Origin of the sequence: Ferrimonas sp., from assembly GCF_048263965.1 — a bacterium.
Taxonomy (GTDB): Bacteria; Pseudomonadota; Gammaproteobacteria; order Enterobacterales; family Shewanellaceae; genus Ferrimonas.
In genome coordinates, this window is the sequence record NZ_JBLXDO010000009.1 from 135,266 (window position 1) to 153,837 (window position 18,572).

Here is an 18,572-nt window from a genome sequence, read left to right on the forward strand (position 1 = left end):
GGAGACCGATATTGAGACAACCCTTTAAGTTCAGAACCATTCTCCTGGCCTGCCTGATCATCAGTGTTGGCCAACTCAGCATGGGCCTGGTATTCCCCTCCCTGCCCTGGATAGCCAAAGACTTCGACGTATCCCTGGATCAGGCCCAACTGCTGGTCAGCTTTTACCTGCTAGGCTTTGGCCCTTCACAGTTTCTCTATGGCCCCATCTCCGACGCCCTTGGCCGCAAGACGGTGCTGCTCACCGGGTTGCTGATTGCCATTGTTGGCCTGCTGATCATCGTACTGCTGGGCCACTCCTTCGACGCCATGCTGGCGGGACGTCTGCTTCAGGGCCTGGGCACCGGCTGCTGCGCGGTGCTGGCCCGAGCCACCGTCACCGATCGCTTCGATGCCGAGCAGCTGCCTGTGGCCCTCTCCTACATCGCCATGGTGGCCTCCATCACCCCACTGATTGCGCCGGTGTTGGGTGGCTTCATCAACGTTCACTTTGGCTGGAGCATGGTGTTCGTCTCGTTGCTTGGCTATGTGTCCCTTGCCTGGGCGGTTGTCGCCCTGAGATTCACCGAAACCGTAGAGCAGCGGTCGGCGATCCCCTCCGCCAAAACCATGGTCAAGCAATACCGTGAACTGCTGGGTTCACGCTACTTCATGAGCTTTGCCAGCATCGGCTGGCTGAACTTCAGCATGATGATCACCACGGTATCCATCATGCCCTTCATCATGCAAAACCAGATTGGCATGCACTCGGATGAGTACGCCATGTGGGCGCTGATCCCGGCCCTGGGCATGCTGGCAGGCACCAGCCTGTGCAACCGCCTTCGCCCGGTCATCGGCACTCGCAGAATGCTGATGTGGGGACCGGCCATCCATCTGGCCTCGGCCATCTGGCTGTTCTTCTGCCCGGTGGAACCGCTGTACCTGATGCTGGGGCAATTTCTGATGATCCTGGGTAACGGCATCTCCTTCCCCTGCGCCCAGGCGATGGTGATGCAGCCCTATCGCCACCAGGCCGGCACCGCCGCGGCGCTCTCCGGTGGCGGACAGATGGTGGTCGCCTCCATCGTCAGCCTGGCGCTGGTGCAGTTGGGCCTCAGCCAGGCCTGGCACCTGTCCCTGGTGATGGTGGTGTTTGCCGCCATCACGCTGACCAACATCAGGCGCGGTTTCACCAGCCCCAAGCCCCAGTTAACCCCTGTGGCGGAAACCGGCAAATAGTCACCCACCCCCGGGAAACGACTCTGCATCGAACTCAAAGTTGGTGCAGAGTCCCCTTTTCACAGCAAGGCCGATGCGTAAAACCCTGGGTGTGGCATAATGCCGCCCTTCGAACAATCTGTGCTGTACCCCACCATGACTTTTCAAGCCGCCATATTTGATATGGATGGCCTGCTTCTGGATACCGAGCGCCTGTGTATGCGCATCTTTAAGGAAGCCTGTGCCGTCCAAAACCTGCCCTTTTTTGAAGATGTGTATCTGTCCATTATTGGGCGCAACTCCGTAGGCATCGAACGCATCTTTCGCAAAGCCTATGGCGACGATCTGGACCGACTGGATGCGGAATGGCGAGTGCGTTACCACGGCGTGGTCAGAAACGAACCCATCCCCATCAAGGATGGTGTGGTGGAGTTGCTGAGCTGGCTGAAATCCAAGGGCATCCCCACGGCCGTGGCCACCTCAACGGTGAACGACGTGGCCAAACGCAAACTGGAGTTGGCTGGTCTGGACAAGTACTTCGATGCGCTGGCCACCGGCTGTGAAGTGAAAAACGGCAAGCCTGATCCGGAGATCTTCCTGCTCGCCGCCAACCGCCTGGACGTCAACCCGGCCACCTGCCTGGCCTTCGAGGACTCCAACAACGGCGTACGCTCTGCGGTTGCGGCGAATATGATCACCTACCAGATCCCCGATCTGGTGCAGCCCGATGACGAAGTGCGTGCGCTGGGCCATAAGGTGATGCCATCCATGGTGCAGGTACTGGAAGAGCTGCGCTAAGGCGAATTGAGCTGAAAGTACTATGGGTAGGCGGACTTAGGGCCTACTCATTTTCATTGCGGCCCTGCACACCTGGCCGGTGTCAGTCGAAGGTGCCCCTTACCGGGTAGTTCTTATCGCGGATGAAGTCGATGCCGCTTAACAGCACATCAATCTCAGGCCGGGCGAAGGGGCCATTGGAGATGTCCAATATCTGCACCTCGTTGCGGTCGTTGATAACGAACACACCAGGCTCTGAATAGAAGTGATTGGTCTCGCCAGTAGAGAGAGGCCGGGAGATGTACAGACCCAGCTCCCGCATCATGTCGACGGTTAGGCCGTAGGTCACCGGGTAGTTTACTTTCAGCTGCATGAAGTGTTCCAGCGCCTGCGTTTCGTTGTCCGCAGAGGCGGCAACAATGTCCACGCCCAGCTTGGCGAAATCTGGCTTAGCCTCGCCAATCTTCTTCAGATAGCGGGTGCACATCGGGCAGTGGCCACCGCGATACACCACCACCATTTTCCAGTTGGTCTTCTTTTCCGGAACACCGAGATTGATTCTACCGCCACCCAGTTTTGGCAGCTCGATAGAGGGAAACTGAGACCCGCCTTTGACCTTCTTTGACATCATCACCTTGTCTGCCCCCTGACCCATCAAACATGAAATCAGATCGGTTTCATCACTACGCGACCACCCGCAACCTCAGCCATACCGCCGCCCAGGCACCGATGCGGGTGATGTGCAAGCTTTCCACCTCCAACCCTGATGACCATGCACCCAATGCAACAATCACATCAGGCCTGGAGAGAAAACAGTTCGGATTGTAGGGGCATAACAAAAACCATAATAGATACAAAAGTGGCACATTTATGCATAACAGATGACCCTGAAACTGATATGATTTCGGCTACCGACCTAGAGCGAAGAAGAGACACAGACCTCCGTGAAAAAGTACGAGGAGCTCATCGAGCAGATCCGCAAACAGATCCAAAATGAGGTCTGGCAAACCGGAGAGAAGCTCCCTTCCCTGAGGAAACAGGCCGAGCTGTCAGGGGTAAGCCTGATGACGGTGGTGCACGCCTATCAGGTGCTGGAGAGTCAGGGATGGATAGTGTCCCGAGCGAGATCTGGCTATGTGGTGGCCCCCAAAATTGAGAACAGCGATTCAGCGCCCTCGAATGAACCGGTTCAGAAGACTGAGTCTGTCGATATCAACGACTTTGTTTTTGAGGTGCTGCAAGCCAGTCGCAGCCCCAACATCACCGATTTTGGCAAGGTGTACCCGGACCCGACCCTCTACCCGAGACAACACGTCAACAAATCGCTGATCAGTACCGCTCGTACCCTGTCGACCTCCAGCGCAATGGATAACCTGCCACCGGGCAACCTGGAACTCAGGCAGCACATCGCCAAGCGTTATGCCGCGCAAGGGTTGGCAGTGCACCCAGATGAGATTGTGATTACCACCGGCGCCCTTGAGGCGCTGAACCTGAGCCTGCAATCGGTAACCCAGCCGGGCGACTGGGTGGTGATCGAGTCGCCCACCTTCTACGGCGCGCTTCAGTCGCTGCAAAGACTGAACCTAAGGGCACTATCCATTAGAACCCACCCAACGGACGGCATCGATCTGGAGTCTCTGGAGGACGCCCTGCAGACCCATAAGGTGAAAGCCTGCTGGTTAATGACCAATCACCAGAATCCCCTGGGGTTCACCCTGTCGGTGGAGAAGAAGAAGCGCTTGATGGAGCTGCTGGCCAAGTATGACGTCTACCTGATTGAAGACGATGTCTACAGTGAGCTCTACTTTGGCAGCGATAAGCCGCTGCCGGCAAAAGCCTTCGACGGTCACGGCAAGGCGCTGCACTGCTCCTCCTTTTCCAAGTCCCTGGTTGCCGGGTTTCGTATCGGCTGGGTCGCCGCGGGGAAAATGGCCGTCCCCATTCAGAAGCTGCAGATGATGAGCACCCTCTCCACCAGTGCGCCAATCCAGATGACCCTAGCGTCCTATCTTTCGACGCACAACTACGAACGGCACCTGCGTCAGCTGCGCAGAACCCTGGAACAGCGCAAGTTCGCCACCTGGCAGGCACTGCGCAATCACCTGCCCGCCGAGGTGAATATCAACTGCACCGAAGGCGGCTACTTCTTATGGCTGGAGCTGCCCAGAGGCTTTGACGCCACCGAACTCTACCGGCGGGCACTGCAAGAACACATCTGCATTACCCCGGGCAAGATGTTTTCCGCCGGCGATTTTCATAATCACTGTTTTCGTCTAAACGTGTCTTTCGAGCTGACTGCCTCCAGGTTAAACGCCATTAAAACCCTGGGCGAACTCATCCGAAGCATGCTGTAGACACTGGCCTAAACAAAAAAAGGACGGCCCGATTGGGTCGTCCTTTTGCTTATTGCCCTTTAAAGGGCATCACTCACGTTTCAGAGGGAAAAATTAAAACTGAACCTTGATGGGCCACTCTTTCTGTACGCGCTCTTCCAGGAACGTCTTCTTCTGCGCATCCAGCTTGGCTTTGTCCAGACCTACCAGCACCTGAGCTTTTGCCTTGGTTGAGTAGTCAGGGAAGCTCACTTTGGCTACGCCGTGCTTGGACAGAACGGTCTTGAGTTTGGCACGAGCCTCTTTACCAATCTTCTTGGCTTTGGCCAGCTCTTCCAGGGCAAGCTCTGGGTTATGAGCGTGGATGCCGTGAGAGGCAATGGCGTAATCCCAGTACCACTGAGCGTGACGGATAAGCTTCAGCGCGCCCTTCATTTCCGCTTCGGTTGCGCCGGCTTTCCAGGCCTCACCCGCTTCGAAGTGCGCCTTCACGATGACATCTTCAGCAGCCAGCTGAGCCTTGTGAACCGCTTTCTTGTTCATGGCGATGGTGTCAACCAGCTCGGCCTTGGTGTCGTGGCAGTTGGAGCAGGTCTGGTCGAAGTTATCGATGGCGTTGCCAACGTTGTGCTTGGTGAACTCTTTACCGGACGCACTCTCAACCTTAGGCATGTGGCAATCGATACAGGTCACGTCCATCTCGGCGTGTACCGTTGGCTGCCAGGTTTCCCACTCAGGGTGCTGAGCTTTCAGCATGGGGGCCTTGGAGATCTTGTGGGTCCAGTCCTTAAAGTTCAGGGCGTCGTAGTAGGCCAGCATGGCATCGGGGTTCTGACCGCCATCCCAAGGGAACTTCACCTTCTTATGATCGGTACCATCGAAGTAGTATTCCACGTGGCACTGGGCACAGGTCATGGCAGCCTGAATGTTCGGCTCTTGTTCTTCAAACTTCTGACCGGCGGCAGCGAAACCACGCATGGCGAAAGGACGGGCCGGAGTGGGCTTGCCGGTTTCGGCATCGTGACAGTCGGCACAACCTACGTTGTTGCCAATCTCGTGACCGGTGGCGCCCCACTTCTTGTCGGAGAAGTTGCCTTCACCAACCTTGTCGTACATACGACCCAGATCTGGCGTCTTACAACCCCAGCAAGAGGCAGGCATTGGGCCTTCGGAATCGGTCATTGGACCGCCGGTACGCAGGCTGCGAGTCAAGTCGGCAACCGCGAACTGGTGACCACGAGGCTTGTTGTAGTCTTTGGCAAAACCATAACCGCCATACAGGATCACGATCATGGGATCGTGTTCCAGAATGTCGCCCTGCTCAGTGGACTCAATGGTGGAAGCCCAAGAGGCGTACTGCTCGGGATACTTATCTTTCCAGGTGATGTTGTTGGCATCTTCAGGGGCGTTCTTAGCCAATGCAGAACCGCTAATCACGGCAATGGCAACGGCTACAGCGAGTTTGTTTAGGTGTTTCATATCATCCTCTCCGAGGTTTTTCTTATCTCTCGGGAGAAATCATAGGGAGGTGCGAAAACCGCAGGCATACCCCTTTGGGGGTATTGGGTGGGAAACCGATTTAGGATCACCTTATAGGCCACTTTTTGCCGAAATCAGTTTGAGTTTTTGAAAATGTTTACCGTCTCAAGTCCAAAACTTAGACAAGGGAAAGCCAACGATGTTGAGAGCAAAACCTCCTACGCATTTGGGTACAGCCCCGCCCCTTCTCAAAAGAGGACGGAACCATACTTCCACGCAATCAATACGTTAGGCGCACACGTCCCATATGAACAATGAGGCGTCTTAGCGCCTATCAGAGGTTAACAAGAAAGATACCTGGCATTAGAGTCCGACAGATCGGTTTGGAAGACAACAGCGATTCGCGTCGTGTCAGTTGCGGCATACATTGCCACATAGCCTGTGGGCGTGGGCAACAGTCACCGAAAGGCTGCAATCGCCCAGTTGAATCCACACCACAAAGGAGTCATTCACAAAGCCGCCGTCTAAGCGGCATGAAACAAAGTATTGATACAGTTTATGTATACTTAATTATTGCCCCGAGAAGAATCCATCAGCCTCTCTAGATCTGAAACTCGTTGCTCTAGTGATTGAATACGATCAGCATCATCATTTTATGATAAAAGGTCTTTGATTAACTGTCTGGGTTCCATCCAGTACTCAAGGATGAACATAAGGACAACCATAAAAAAACAGTTGAACCACTGCTCCGAAAAATCTAGAACATGATAAAACTTAAAACAGCGCAGAAAGAAAGACTTAAAAATTGACAGGTTCAACACTTGACCTTGATCAATGGCTAATTTCACTCCACTCCTAATATTTAAGTGTCGGCTTGTCTCAAAGGGAGCAGGAACATGTCAGTTTTAAAGGAAGCCGTATTAGCATCATCAGCATTGTTATTGGTCGCATGCAGTGGCGGCGATGGGGGTTCAAATGGCCCCTCCCCTCCTAAGGGCACAGGGACACTAACAGTGACAATTTCCGATTCACCAATGGACGATGTAGACCTAGTTTGGCTGAGCATGGGCGAGTTGGTCATGATCGATGAGCATGGGCTGGAACACCGCTATGCCGTGCACAATCCGGACTTCGATCTTCTTAGCTTTCAGGGTATGGATAGCCACCCCCTCATAACCAGACTAAATATCGGGGAAGGGCATTATCACAATGTTCATCTGACCATTCACCCCGGAACTGGTAACCAAGGCAGCGCCGTTGAAAACGGACAAGGGCGACATGGTCTGAAAGCTGAATCCGGGTATCTCCCCTTAGCGGATATAACCATTGAAAATGGTCAACACCTCACTCACACGATGGACGTAGACCTTTACCGGGGCATGCACCAAACCTCAGAGGGATTTGAATTACGTCATATGGGCATCAGTTCCATAGACTTCCATAACATGGGGCACCTTATCGGCGAAATGGATCCTCAGTGGTTGGCAGACTGCGAGATGGAGTTTTCTTCCCGAAGCTTGTCTGGTGGAGAGTTTAAGCATTTAGCCTATCTTTATCCGGACGTTGTATCCGACATCAAACAGATGGCGGATTCGAGCATTGACCGGAACGACCAGAGAGTTCTGCCCATTGCAGTTAGCCCTGTTTACGAAGATAGTCTTGGTGACTGGCACTTTGTCATGGGCTACCTACCTGAAGGGAGCTATCGAGTAGGCTACAGTTGCTTGGGACATTTAGATGATCCACAAACCGACGATATAAATGAGGGAGAGTTTGTAATTTACCGTGATGGTGGTTCCCTAACGGTTGAGACCGGTGAGAATGGTGGTCATCAAAATGTTCATGAATGTGGTAATGGACATTCTGGTGGAGGTCACGGTGGCCACGGAGGTTGAAAATAATGGCCCCGATGCTTAATAAACAAGTAGGCGTCAAACGAGTGTCACTCTGACTGAGTGGTCAGCAATAAAAAGCGCAGCTTAGAAACTGCGCTTTTTATTGCAATTAAGTCAGCCTCGATGGCCACTACCTTTGCAGCCACCTTAAGCCATCGGGCAATTATTGCTGTATTTATGTCGTCATAGCTTCATCGGTAGCAGGTTCGCCGTGCTCAGTGACACACAGAGTTTACTCACTCTCCTTCGCCCTGAAATCGACCATTGGCGCACACATAACGCAGTTTCTCCCTGAGTTTTTGGCTTGATATAGAAGCCTGTCCGCCGACTGTAACAGGGAGTAGATATCATGCTTGGCGCTGGGTTTGATGGTGACGACGCCAGCAGACATGGTCACAACATCGCTTATGTCACTGCCTTCGTTTTCAATACCTAACATCTCGACGCTAAGCCTTAAGGATTTGGCAAAGGAGCAGGCCATTTCGGCATCTAGTCCGGAGGCCAGGAACACGAACTCTTCTCCCCCCACTCTGAACACGGCATCATTAGGCCTGCGCGCCTGGCTGCTTAGGCAACTGGCAATGTCCTTTAAGACTTGATCTCCGAAGGTGTGCCCATAGAGATCATTGATGCTCTTAAAGTAATCCACATCAATCATGATCAGGTTTACCACGCTGTCCTCTCGATGCGCCCGCCTCAACTCGTTGTTGCCGACCTCTTCAAACTTGCGCCTGTTGGCCAACCCAGTCAAAGGATCGGTGGTTGAAGCATTCAAGGCCTTGTCACGCTCAATCTCCAGTTCCCTAACCACCTGATCCAGCTCTTCGGAGCGCAGCTTCAACCTCTGGAACAGTTTGTTTAGTACCTTAGCCAGAGAGCCAATCTCATCATTTTGATTTATTGAGAACTCTTTAACTCCCGCTTCCAGATCGAAGTCTTTGAGCTTCTCTCGCATGAATATGAGAGGTTTGACTAGCCTTTCGTCCGTATAGACCAGAGTGAAAATAGCTGCACCGACCAGAATCACGATCTGGATAAGAAGCATGCTTTTTGCCAACTGCCAGTTGCTATTTGCCGCCGCACTTTTCTCTCTAAGGATTTTGTTTTCTATTGATTTAAACACCGCCAGCTCTAAGCGGATATTGTCCATTAAATCCTTGCCGGTATCTTCCTGAACAATCTTTATGGCACTGGAGATGTCGCCGGCTTTGGCTTTATCAATCGTCAGCGCAAGCTCTGAGAATTTTTCATCTTTGAGTTGAATGATCTTGTCGACCATTCCTTTTTGCTTGGGGCTTTCCTTAACTAAGTCAACCAGCGCCTTAGCAATTCGGTTGGATTCAGCGACCCCTCGATGATAGGGCTCCAGGTATGAAGGGTCCAAGGTGAGCAGATAGCCACGCTGCCCGGTTTCAGCATCTCTGAGATGGCCGAGAAGAAGGTGACTCTTTGCGATGACATCACTGGTCCGATTCAGCGACAGCCGTTCATTTTCAAGCCTGTTCTGAACCGTATAAGACAGGGCGTAATTAAAGACAATCAGGAGTATTAAAATCGAAAATGGAACTAATATTTTTCTTCTTATACTAATAAACATTAGATGCTTTCCTGCTTTTGTTACCCACTCATTACCATTTCACTCACTACATCCTAATTTCAGTGAATTTTTTAATCTTAACCAGTTTACTACCATCATTCCTTAATAGATACAGTGAGTGCCGTGGTTTGGTGTCGCGCAAATTGAGTATCAAGCGCAGTTCACGACAGCTTTCCTTAGAGCCCGGAGTAAGGCAACGAAACACTTAAGATACTGTCCCGATTCCGGCCCCGAAAAGAGACTAAGCCACAAAGTTCACTTGATGAGCACTTTGCCGTGTTATGTCCTTCAGTCGGGAGTTGGGTAGTGCTACTATCCGGGCATTGCACCATGACAGGCCATACCCGGAGAACGTAACGATGGCGATCATTCCAAAGAACTATTCACAGCTTGAGCAAGGTTACCGAGATAAGGCGCTGAAGCTGTTCCCCTGGGTTTGTGGCCGCTGCGCCCGCGAGTTCCAATACTCCAACCTGCGCGAGCTGACGGTTCACCACATTGACCACGACCATACCAACAACCCCAACGACGGCTCCAACTGGGAACTGCTGTGTCTCTATTGCCACGACAACGAGCACGAGAAGTACACTCAGGCAGCGCAGTACGGCACTACGGTGGAGGCCGGTGAAGATCTCAAGCAGGATTTGGCCACCAGCAACCCCTTCGCCAACCTTAAGGCGATGATGGACGCTAAGAACAAAGGTTAACCCGGCCAGTCTCGGTCACCAGCCTGGGCAGTGCCAGGCTGAGGGTGACCGCCGCCGACACACTGGTCATCACCAGTACCGCCACCATGATCACCATCTGATACTTGATGGCCACTATGGGGTCAGCACCACCGAGGATCTGACCCGTCATCATCCCCGGAAGGGTCACCAGCCCTGTGGTGGCGGTGGTGGCCAGAATGGGTCCCTGAGCCGCCGCCAGGGACTCTCTGACAAAGTCTGCCGCTGCGATGGTGGGCTTAGCGCCCAGGGCCAGCGCTCCTTCATACTCCCCTGCCCGCTCCTTGAAGGACGCGCCCAGTCGCTGCAGAGCAATCACATTGGCCCCCAGGCTGTTACCTAAAAGCATTCCAGCGAGAGGAATCATGTATCGAGCGCCCAATATCGGTTCGGGGCGGATCAGCGCCATCAGCATCACCCCCAAAAGCGGAATCACCACCAGCACCAAACCTATGGCCACCGGCAGCATCACCCGCTTTAAAGGCATGTGGCTTTTGCCGGTGATCGAATGGGCGCCCACCACCACCATCAGTAGGATCCAACCGAGGTTGAGCCACAGGCTGTCCAGGGCAAACAGGGTGTTGAGGTAAATCCCCACAAGGGTCAGTTGCAGCAGCATCCGGCCCACGGCCATTCCGCCCTCTCTGCCCAGGCCCAACTTGAATTTGTGGTTGATGTAGAGAGGCACCACCAAAACGCTAAGAAACAGCGTCAGTTGCCACCAGGGGATGTCCACCACCTGGTTCATAATCCGTGCCTGCCCGGGTTCTGAATGATCGATTTCATGGTAGCTGCGTATAAAGGCATTGATTTAACTAAGTATAACCCCCAAGTCTACACTTAAGGTGACAGGCTTGTCTGAAATTGACACACGCGACTTCCGGTCTCTTAAACAGGCCGGCGTCTTAAGGGAGGTGACATGGGCAAAGAGTATTCCATCTGGCGAAGCCTGAAGGCGAGCGCAGCCTTTGTCACTTTTTTGTGGATGGTGATGGTGTTTGAAGCCTTCACCGGCTGGTACCTGGGCCATTTCGGTATCTACCCCAGAGAGCCCTTTGGCGCCATTGGCATACTGACCGCGCCGCTGATCCACGGCTCGGCAGAGCACCTGGCCGCCAACAGCCTGGCGCTGCTGATCCTAGGCTCGGCCCTGCTGTACGGTTACCCCCGTTCTCGCTGGCCGGTGCTGATCATCATCTGGCTGGCCTCGGGGTTCGGGGTCTGGCTGTTTGGCCGCACCAGCTTCCACATTGGCGCCAGCGGCCTGACCCACGGCCTGTTCTTCTACCTGTTTTTTATCAGCCTGCTCAGGCGAGATAAACGCTCCATCGCCCTGATGATGATCGCCTTCTTCATGTACGGAGGCATGCTGATGGGAATCTTCCCCAGGGATCCGCAGATCTCTTTCGAATACCATCTATTTGGCGGCATGGCAGGATTGATGTGCGCCTTCATGTTCAGGCGTTGGGATCCACTGCCGAAACGCAAGGTGTATGACTACGAGAAGTCCCAGGTCGAAGAGCAGGACGCCATTGGCGATCTGTGGCAACAGACGCCTCCGGAAACCTCACGCCGTCACTGGGACTAGGCGACCTTCTCAGCCCTGTCACCTTGCAACCAGTCAAGCACCAGTTGGTTGAAAGTTTCCGGTTGCTCCACCATCACCCAGTGACCGGTCTCCAGCCCGTGGGCAGCGCTGCCCTCTGTGCCATTGAGCTTGTCCACCAAGGCCTGGGAATGAAAATTGAAGGGTTTTTTGCTGCCATAGACAAACAGCATGGGTTGGTCGATGGCAACCGGCTTAATGCCCAGTTTCTGTTTGGTCAGCAGCCCTTTCCACAACCAGTAGTAGGGAAAGTTCATGCCGCTGTGGATGTCGCCCCGCTGAGCCGGCGCCCCCATCGCCTTGGCGATGAGTCGGGTCATGGGGTTACCCACAAAACGCCCCAACTTCCAGCACAGAGCCAGATAGAGCTGATAGCTGGCCGCCAGCAACTTTGCCCCAGTGGATAGCTTATGATCCCTGGACCCGGAGTCGCCTATGTCCACCGCAATGATGCGACTGACCCGCTCTGGGTGGCGCATGGCGTATTGATAGCCGTAAAAGCACCCCCAATCGTGAAGCATCAGGATGACCGGCTTGTGGGCCGACGCCAGGTTGATGGCGGTATCCAGCGCCTGCATCATCTGCTCCATATCCAGAAGCTGACTCTGCTGACCGCGCTCAAAACCGGGAAGGGAGAAACGGGCACAGCGATAGCGGGATTTCAATGCGGCAACCTGCCCATCCCACAGCCTGTGGGTATCGGGCCAGCCGTGGATCATCACAAGGGTCTCCTCACCCTGTCCCTCTATATGCAACTCCAAGCCGCTGTTTTCAATGATGGTTTCCATTACCTTCAGTACTTCTTTGTGTCACCTAAACTTATCGGACCACCATTGTGACAGAGATCACATTGAACACAAGGGCGCTGAAGCGCCCTGGTTACACTATGGTGTTTAAGCGGCTGTTTCAGACCTTTCTGCTGGCTCGTCCAACCACTCCACCACCGCCTGGTTAAAGCGCTGAGGTTCCTCCGTCATCACCCAATGTCCGGTAGGCAGCGCCTCTAGCCGGTTTCCCGGCCTGGCGGCCATCTGCTTCTCCCAATTCTCAGAGTGGAAGCTGACCGACTTGTTGGCGCCGTAAAGGAACAGCAGCGGACACTCTATTTTGAGCGGGAGGTTCCCCAGAGGGATTTTGCGAAAGGTGCGGCCCCACTTCCACCAGTAGGAGTAGGTCATGCCGCTATGAATCGACTTTGGGTCGCCGGGCGCCTTCAGCCAGGCAGCCATCTTGCGGGTCATGCCATCCCCGACGGAGCCGCCTATCAGCCAGGCCATGGCCAGGAAGATTTGATAACCAAAGGCAAACAGCTTGGCCTTGGTGGGCAGTTGGTGGTCCTTAGAGCCTGCGTCACCAATGTCTACCGCCACGATGCGCCTGACCCTGTGCTGATGGCGCAGGTAGTACTGATATCCCCAGATGCAGCCCCAGTCATGGATCATCAGGGTCACTGGCTTGTCCGGGCTGACCCGGTCGACGATGGCGGCTATCTGCGCCACCAGATCCTCCAGGGTATAGAGCTTGCGGGTGTGGGCAGGATCATACCCCGGCAGGGTAAAGCGAGCGCAGCGATAGCGGTGTCTGAGTACCTCCACCTGGCCATCCCAGAGCCTGTGGGTATCGGGCCAGCCATGGATCATCACTATGGTTTCATCGCCCTCCCCTTCCAGATGCACCTCTATCTCGTTTACCTTAACTACTTCAGTCATCTTCCGTGCCCTCAGCAACAATTAGAGCATATACTCTAATTTTATCAGGCCAGGATGTCCGTGATCTCAGTCAAAGGCAAAGGTCGGACGATTTTGCCGACAAAAAAGGCGCCAATCGGCGCCTTTTCTCTGCATCTTCGCTGGGTTACTGGTTCAGGTACCACTCGAAGTAACTCTGGCTCTTCAGGGCCTTGGTGGACCCTTTGAGGCTAAAGTCATAGCCACACAGGGTAAAGCTGCCGCGGCGGGCCAGCTGTTTGATGATGATCTGGGTGTCCATGGGCGAGAAATTGGCCATGAAGTAGCTGTCCGCCTCCACATCGACGCTGTAGGGGCGATAACCGCTGTCATCGTTAAACACCAATTCGGCACAGCTGGCGTCACCCTCGGCAGTGGCGTAGTCCCACACCTGACCGGCGGCGGTTTCATCGCCTTGCCAGCGAATGGTCAGCGCCCCCTTGGTCATCCACAGCCAATAACTGTCGGGCATCTTCAGAATCGCTTCTGCCCGTGGACGCTCAGGCTCCACCTTCTCAGGCTTGGCGGCTTCCACCACTTGAGGCTCAGGCGCCATCAGCGCATCGAACAGCCCTGGGGCTACCGGTGCCACCAAGGCAGACAGCAGCACCAGCACCAGCGCGCCTTTGGCCGCCACCGGCATGGCGGATAGATGGAAGCTGTCTCGCCACAAAGCCAGATAGAGGCTGACAGGATCCGGCAGATCCTCACTCTCCTCGGCCAACTCAGGCTGCTGGGGCGTTGGCGCCGAATCGCCGGCCAGAGAGGGCTCAACCCGGTTGCGATTCACCGAGGTGGTCACTGAATGCACCATGGGGCCGCGATAACCGTTGACCTGAACGCTGTCCAGGGCCCGACTGGCGGGCCTGAGCGCCAATTGCGCCACAGCGCCGGCCCAGAGTACCAGCAACAGCATGGCGGCGCCGCTGGTCAGATAGGGAATGGCTGAAATGAACACCAGGGTCATGGCCACAGGCAGCACCAGGGGCATACCCTTGGCACCGCTCTCCTGAGCCCGACGCACCGTGGCGGCGCGAATCACCGGATACAGCAGCAGAGCCAGTACCAGTGCCAGGTAGCGGGCCACCACAGGTGCCCCGAGGAACAGGCTGGTGACTGCGGCACTGCCAGCCAGAGACATGCCGAGAATGGCAGCAAAGCGTAGGGGGCTATCTTGCCCTTTCACACAAAAGAGGGTTTTCAAATCCGGTCCCAAAAAATCCGATTGGCGTTACAACCCTTCAAGGGTAACGAAATCCAGCGACTCTGTCAGTGCAAATTCTGCCCATTCAGCGCTACAACAGGCATTGGCGCGGCCATCCGGGGGCCGGCGCCCATGGTTCTGAAGATGCGCTAAACCATTCAACAAAGCTACTGAAATTTGGCAATTTCTACGTTTTGCGACGATAGTTATTCCATGGCTCTCCAGGGAGAACATGCCTTTGACGCTGCGCCCCGTGCCCACATACCTGTTGTTTCTGGCCACCCTTGGCCAGGGGGCCATTGCCGCGCCATCGGAAAACCCGGAGCCTCAGCAGCAACGGGATCATCAGTGCCAGCCCGCCCGGGTCGAAACCATCCAGTACAACGTCTTCTCCCCCGACGAGCCCGGCTTTACCTGGCTGCACGACTGGGCCAACCGATTCCACATCGTCACCCGCCCGGAGACCATCGAAGATCAGATCCAGGGGTTTGACCTGTGCGGCGATTCTTACGGTCTCTATGAGGTGGAACGGCACCTGCGGGAGCTGCCCTACATCCGCAGTGCCCGGGTAACCGTCAAGGATGAGACCGCAGACAGCGATGAGCGGGTGGTTCAGGTGGAGACCTGGGATACCTGGACCCTGCTGCCCAAGTTCGACTTCAGCCGTCAGGGGGGCGAGTCCAAATTCGGCATCGGCATCATCGAGGGCAACCTGCTGGGCTACGGCGCCCACACCGAGCTGGCCTACTTCAACGAAACCGACCGCACCGGCTATGTCTTCGACCTGGAAACCGGCCTGTTTCAGGGCAAACACCTGACCGGGCGCATCACCCTGGTGGACTCCGACGACGGTGAACGCACCCGCCTGCGCATCGAGCGCCCCTTCTACTCCCTCAATACCCGCTGGGCCACCTACATGGATTGGGACAACGAGACCCGGGAAGACACGGTGAAACAGGGCGGTGAAGACATCAACGAATTTGGTGTGGATCTGCGTGCCTTCCTCGTCTCCTGGGGCTGGTCCAAGGGGCTTCAGGGGGACAAGGTGCTCAGATACCGGGTGGGGCTCACCTATGAGGACCGTCAGTTCAGCCCCATACCCGAAACCACCCTGCTCCCTGAGAATCGCAAGCATCAGCAGGGGTGGTTCCAGGTGGAGTACCTTGAGGATCACTTCGATGAAGTGTTCAACCTGTACCTCATCAACAAGGTGGAGGACGTCAACTTTGGCGCCGCCGCCTGGCTGCGAGCAGGCTGGGACTTCGAGAATAACGGGCTGGTGCTTGCCGGGGCCTTTACCCAGGGACACCACCTGACCGATCACTCCCGCTGGTTCTACCGGATGGTGCTGGACAGTGAACCGGTGGACGAAGACAGCTACCGTTATCTGCTGAACATTCGCAACGAGCTGTTCGTCGACATCAATGGCCGCTGGCGCTGGTACAACAAGGTGCATGCGGTGGCGAGCAACAACCAGTACCTGGATCAGCCGGTTGCTCTGGGGGGCGATACGGATATGCGCGGCTACCCGGTGCAGTTTCAGCATGGTGAGCACAGCCTGCTGATGAGCAATGAGATGCGCTACTACCCGGGGATCACCTGGTATCAGATTCTGGAAGTGGGCGGCGTGGCGTTTTGGGATTTGGGCAAGACCTACGGAAGCACCCCCTACCAGGAGGACAATGACAAATTGCTGCAAAGCGTGGGCGTGGGCCTGCGCCTGTACGCCTCACACTCCAGCAACAACGTCATCCATATGGATCTGTCCCACCCCATCACCGATCAGCAAGGGGTGGACAACATCGAATGGCGCCTGCAGGTCCGCGCCTACTTCTAACCCGTTTTAAGCCAGGCTGCCTACCACTTCGGCGGCCTGTCGGATGGCACGCTTGGCGTCCAGCTCAGCCGCAACATCGGCACCACCGATGAGCACATAGGGGATCTGACGGGACTCCAGCTCAGGCACCAGGCCACGGTTGGACTCCTGACCGGTACAGAGCACTACGGTATCCACCTCAATCAGCTTTTCCTGATCCTCATGGCGGATATGCAGCCCCTGATCGGACACCTTGAGATACTCCACACCCGCCAGCATCTTAACACCGCGATCTTTGAGCACGGTGCGGTGGATCCAGCCTGTGGTCTTACCCAGGCCTTTACCCGGCTTGCTGGCTTTACGCTGCAGCAGGGTGATCTCCCTGGCTGACTCGAAGGCGGTGCTGTCTCTGTCGGTCAAGCCTCCACCGGATACGTAGTCGGGGTCCACGCCCCACTGCTTCAGCCACACCTGGGGGTGCAGGGTGGCAGACTCATGGGCTTCTGAGAGGTACTCCCCCATGTCGAAACCGATGCCACCGGCGCCCATCAGGGCAACGCGCTTGCCAACCTCGGCCTGGCCCTTGAGCACCTGCTGGTAGGTCACTACCTTGGCGTTGTCCACGCCCTCGAGTTCAGGCACCCTGGGCGTCACCCCCGTGGCCAGCAATACGTGGTCGAAGGCTTTGAGCTTATCCGCATCGGCATCCTGCCCCAGACACAGTTCCACACCCAGGCGGTTGAGTCGCTGCTTGAAGTAATCCAGAGAGGCTTGAAACTCCTCCTTACCGGGGATCTTACTCGCCAGCTTAAACTGTCCGCCCAGTTCGGCGTCACGTTCAAACAGGGTCACCTTGAAGCCGCGCTCGGCGGCGTAGCAGGCACTGGCCATGCCAGCGGGTCCTCCACCAATAACTGCCACGCTCTTGCCTGAGCTGGCAGGCTCCAGCTTGAGCTCAGTTTCGTAACAGGCGAAGGGGTTTACCAGGCAGGTGGCGCGTTTCAATGAGAAGGTGTGGTCCAGACAGCCCTGGTTACAACCGATGCAGATGTTGATGTCTTCTGCCTCGTCCCGGGCCGCCTTATTGACGAATTCGGCGTCCGCCAGCAGAGGCCGGGCCATGGAGACCATGTCTGCCTGACCACTGGAGAGGATGGTTTCCGCCACTTCCGGGGTGTTGATGCGGTTGGTGGCCACCAGGGGCACAGACACTTCGCCCTTGAGACGCTCGGTAATGAAGGTAAAGGCGGCTCTGGGCACGCTGGTGGCGATGGTGGGGATGCGCGCCTCATGCCAGCCGATGCCGGTATTGATGATGCTCACGCCCGCCTGCTCCAACCATTTGGCCAGCTGCACCACCTCCTCCCAGTCATTGCCGCCCTCGACCAGATCCAGCATGGAGAGGCGGAAGATGATGATGAAATTCTCTCCCACCTCTTCGCGGATGGCGCGCACCACCTCCAGGGGGAATTTAGCTCTGGCCTGAATGTCGCCGCCGTACTCATCCTTGCGCTTGTTGGTACGACTGCACAGGAATTGGTTGAGCAGGTAACCTTCGGAACCCATCACCTCCACACCATCGTATCCGGCTTTCTGAGCCAATTTGGCCGACGCTGCGTAATCCTTTACGGTGCCGCGGATCTGTCTCAGGCTCATCTGACGAGGCTTGAAGGGTGTAATTGGGGCCTTGATGGCGCTGGCAGAGAGACTGAACGGGTGGTAACCGTAGCGACCTGCGTGCAGAAGCTGCATGCAGATCTTGCCATCCTCCGCGTGCACCGCATCGGTGATTTTCCTGTGCTTGGAGACCTGCCAGGGGAAGCTTAACTGACTGGCGTGGGGCGCCAGACGGCCCCGGAAGTTGGGGGAGATCCCCCCGGTAACAATCAGGCCCACTCCCCCACGAGCTCGTTCGGCGTAGAAGGCCGCCAGCTTATCGAAGCCGCCCTTCTCCTCCTCCAGGCCGGTATGCATGGAGCCCATAAGCACTCTATTTTTCAGTGTGGTAAAGCCCAGATCCAGGGGCGCTAGCATGTGGGGGAAATTCATGACAGAAACCTTAAACATCCATTTAAAACTGGTGTTCAGATTACCCCGGAGTGATCAAGATCACAACCTCGTTGTGGGAGGCGGATTAAAAAGGTTCATCGCGCATTACCGGGAAAAGCGGCTCGTATCTTCAGGAAGAAGTAGTCGCTGTCCCGGTATCCGTAGGCC

Annotated in this window: 15 protein-coding genes; 7 read left to right on the forward strand and 8 right to left on the reverse strand. The window is 55.6% G+C overall.

What is annotated here, in order from left to right; translation table 11 throughout:
• The first annotated feature begins 11 nt into the window (after positions 1-11).
• Positions 12-1,217 (forward strand): multidrug effflux MFS transporter, encoded by a 1,206-nt coding sequence (locus tag ACN0RV_RS10410; protein ID WP_417347539.1) that lies wholly within the window; start codon positions 12-14, stop codon positions 1,215-1,217.
• Between the two features lie 99 nt (positions 1,218-1,316).
• A complete protein-coding gene (locus ACN0RV_RS10415) occupies positions 1,317-1,994 on the forward strand; it encodes an HAD family hydrolase (RefSeq protein ID WP_417347540.1) in 678 nt (225 codons plus the stop codon).
• Positions 1,995-2,076: 82 nt separating this feature from the next.
• On the opposite strand, the gene ACN0RV_RS10420 is transcribed toward ACN0RV_RS10415, so the two are convergent.
• Positions 2,077-2,604, reverse strand: a complete 528-nt coding sequence (locus tag ACN0RV_RS10420) for a redoxin domain-containing protein (RefSeq protein WP_417347555.1) — start codon at positions 2,602-2,604, stop codon at positions 2,077-2,079.
• 313 nt (positions 2,605-2,917) lie between these two features.
• On the opposite strand from ACN0RV_RS10420, the gene ACN0RV_RS10425 reads away from it, so the two are divergent.
• The gene (locus ACN0RV_RS10425; RefSeq protein WP_417347541.1) at positions 2,918-4,327 is read left to right on the forward strand and encodes a PLP-dependent aminotransferase family protein; all 1,410 of its coding nucleotides are present in this window, start codon (positions 2,918-2,920) and stop codon (positions 4,325-4,327) included.
• A 93-nt stretch (positions 4,328-4,420) separates the two neighbouring features.
• Here ACN0RV_RS10425 and ACN0RV_RS10430 read toward each other — a convergent pair whose 3' ends face one another.
• On the reverse strand, positions 4,421-5,785 hold the full coding sequence (locus ACN0RV_RS10430) for an ammonia-forming cytochrome c nitrite reductase subunit c552 (protein ID WP_417347542.1): 1,365 nt from the start codon (positions 5,783-5,785) through the stop codon (positions 4,421-4,423).
• An 896-nt stretch (positions 5,786-6,681) separates the two neighbouring features.
• Between ACN0RV_RS10430 and ACN0RV_RS10435 the strand changes: the two genes are divergently transcribed.
• Positions 6,682-7,680 (forward strand): DUF4382 domain-containing protein, encoded by a 999-nt coding sequence (locus ACN0RV_RS10435; RefSeq protein ID WP_417347543.1) that lies wholly within the window; start codon positions 6,682-6,684, stop codon positions 7,678-7,680.
• Between the two features lie 232 nt (positions 7,681-7,912).
• Here the strand turns inward: ACN0RV_RS10435 and ACN0RV_RS10440 are convergent, their stop codons facing one another.
• Positions 7,913-9,277: a diguanylate cyclase gene (locus tag ACN0RV_RS10440; protein WP_417347544.1), complete on the reverse strand. Its 1,365-nt coding sequence runs from the start codon at positions 9,275-9,277 to the stop codon at positions 7,913-7,915.
• Between the two features lie 359 nt (positions 9,278-9,636).
• Here ACN0RV_RS10440 and ACN0RV_RS10445 point away from each other — a divergent pair, with 359 nt between their 5' ends.
• The gene (locus ACN0RV_RS10445; protein ID WP_028110151.1) at positions 9,637-9,984 is read left to right on the forward strand and encodes a YajD family HNH nuclease; all 348 of its coding nucleotides are present in this window, start codon (positions 9,637-9,639) and stop codon (positions 9,982-9,984) included.
• Here ACN0RV_RS10445 and ACN0RV_RS10450 read toward each other — a convergent pair.
• The gene (locus ACN0RV_RS10450) at positions 9,968-10,750 is read right to left on the reverse strand and encodes an ABC transporter permease (RefSeq protein WP_417347545.1); all 783 of its coding nucleotides are present in this window, start codon (positions 10,748-10,750) and stop codon (positions 9,968-9,970) included. The genes ACN0RV_RS10445 and ACN0RV_RS10450 overlap by 17 nt on opposite strands.
• Before the next feature lie 171 nt (positions 10,751-10,921).
• On the opposite strand from ACN0RV_RS10450, the gene ACN0RV_RS10455 reads away from it, so the two are divergent.
• The gene (locus ACN0RV_RS10455) at positions 10,922-11,590 is read left to right on the forward strand and encodes a rhomboid family intramembrane serine protease (RefSeq protein WP_417347546.1); all 669 of its coding nucleotides are present in this window, start codon (positions 10,922-10,924) and stop codon (positions 11,588-11,590) included.
• Here ACN0RV_RS10455 and ACN0RV_RS10460 read toward each other — a convergent pair.
• The 3 genes from ACN0RV_RS10460 to ACN0RV_RS10470 form a co-directional block, all read right to left on the reverse strand.
• Positions 11,587-12,396 (reverse strand): alpha/beta fold hydrolase, encoded by an 810-nt coding sequence (locus ACN0RV_RS10460; protein WP_417347547.1) that lies wholly within the window; start codon positions 12,394-12,396, stop codon positions 11,587-11,589. The two genes, ACN0RV_RS10455 and ACN0RV_RS10460, sit on opposite strands and share 4 nt — an antisense overlap.
• 105 nt (positions 12,397-12,501) lie before the next feature.
• Complete coding sequence (locus ACN0RV_RS10465) at positions 12,502-13,317, reverse strand: alpha/beta fold hydrolase (RefSeq protein ID WP_417347548.1); 816 nt, start codon at positions 13,315-13,317, stop codon at positions 12,502-12,504.
• Between the two features lie 145 nt (positions 13,318-13,462).
• A complete protein-coding gene (locus tag ACN0RV_RS10470) occupies positions 13,463-14,521 on the reverse strand; it encodes a hypothetical protein (RefSeq protein ID WP_417347549.1) in 1,059 nt (352 codons plus the stop codon).
• 256 nt (positions 14,522-14,777) lie between these two features.
• On the opposite strand from ACN0RV_RS10470, the gene ACN0RV_RS10475 reads away from it, so the two are divergent.
• Positions 14,778-16,376 (forward strand): ShlB/FhaC/HecB family hemolysin secretion/activation protein, encoded by a 1,599-nt coding sequence (locus ACN0RV_RS10475; RefSeq protein ID WP_417347550.1) that lies wholly within the window; start codon positions 14,778-14,780, stop codon positions 16,374-16,376.
• 6 nt (positions 16,377-16,382) lie between these two features.
• Here the strand turns inward: ACN0RV_RS10475 and ACN0RV_RS10480 are convergent, their stop codons facing one another.
• Positions 16,383-18,404, reverse strand: a complete 2,022-nt coding sequence (locus ACN0RV_RS10480) for an FAD-dependent oxidoreductase (RefSeq protein ID WP_417347551.1) — start codon at positions 18,402-18,404, stop codon at positions 16,383-16,385.
• Between the last annotated feature and the right edge of the window lie 168 nt (positions 18,405-18,572).

Bases quoted from the DNA above. Each gene is read 5' to 3' on its own strand.
- ACN0RV_RS10415 (WP_417347540.1), top strand. From the start codon at position 1,317: ATGCCGCCCTTCGAACAATCTGTGCTGTACCCCACCATGACTTTTCAA.
- ACN0RV_RS10420 (WP_417347555.1), bottom strand. From the start codon at position 2,604: ATGATGTCAAAGAAGGTCAAAGGCGGGTCTCAGTTTCCCTCTATCGAG.
- ACN0RV_RS10430 (WP_417347542.1), bottom strand. From the start codon at position 5,785: ATGAAACACCTAAACAAACTCGCTGTAGCCGTTGCCATTGCCGTGATT.
- ACN0RV_RS10435 (WP_417347543.1), top strand. From the start codon at position 6,682: ATGTCAGTTTTAAAGGAAGCCGTATTAGCATCATCAGCATTGTTATTG.
- ACN0RV_RS10440 (WP_417347544.1), bottom strand. From the start codon at position 9,277: ATGTTTATTAGTATAAGAAGAAAAATATTAGTTCCATTTTCGATTTTA.
- ACN0RV_RS10445 (WP_028110151.1), top strand. From the start codon at position 9,637: ATGGCGATCATTCCAAAGAACTATTCACAGCTTGAGCAAGGTTACCGA.
- ACN0RV_RS10450 (WP_417347545.1), bottom strand. From the start codon at position 10,750: ATGAACCAGGTGGTGGACATCCCCTGGTGGCAACTGACGCTGTTTCTT.
- ACN0RV_RS10455 (WP_417347546.1), top strand. From the start codon at position 10,922: ATGGGCAAAGAGTATTCCATCTGGCGAAGCCTGAAGGCGAGCGCAGCC.
- ACN0RV_RS10460 (WP_417347547.1), bottom strand. From the start codon at position 12,396: ATGGAAACCATCATTGAAAACAGCGGCTTGGAGTTGCATATAGAGGGA.
- ACN0RV_RS10465 (WP_417347548.1), bottom strand. From the start codon at position 13,317: ATGACTGAAGTAGTTAAGGTAAACGAGATAGAGGTGCATCTGGAAGGG.
- ACN0RV_RS10480 (WP_417347551.1), bottom strand. From the start codon at position 18,404: ATGAATTTCCCCCACATGCTAGCGCCCCTGGATCTGGGCTTTACCACA.